General features: G+C 65.3%; 1 pseudogene. It reads right to left on the bottom strand.

Annotated features, from left to right (window positions below):
- Positions 1 to 392: pseudogene (locus ACTNA2_RS09110) on the bottom strand (SIS domain-containing protein); the annotation flags it as partial.

The raw sequence follows: 392 nt of genomic DNA, 5'->3' as shown, positions 1-392 counted from the left end.
CGTCCTTCGTCTGCTCGATGAACAGGTCGAACTTGGGGAAGCAGCCGCGGCGGTTGAGCAGGCGCAGGCCGAAGCAGTCGGCGAGGTAGTAGCCCTTCTCGCAGCCGCCGGCGCCGTGGTCGGAGGCCATCATGACGCAGTTCTCGGCGCCCACGGCCTGCCCGATCTTGCCCTCGGGGTTGGTCATGGCGAAGACGCGCACGCCCATATCCTTCATCTTGCCGATGGCCTCGAGCACCTCGGGGGTGGTGCCGGACTCGGAGGCGGTCAGCACGACGGACTTGTCGGTCATGCGCTTGTGGCCCATGACGTTCCACTCGGCGGCGTGGATCAGGTAGACCTCGAGGTCGCGGTCGCCGAACTTGTTCATGAGGTACTCGAGCTGCATGAAC

The organism is Collinsella sp. HCP28S3_E9 (assembly GCF_052065455.1).
Taxonomy (GTDB): Bacteria; Actinomycetota; Coriobacteriia; order Coriobacteriales; family Coriobacteriaceae; genus Collinsella.
This window is presented reverse-complemented; position numbering and strand designations above follow the sequence as displayed.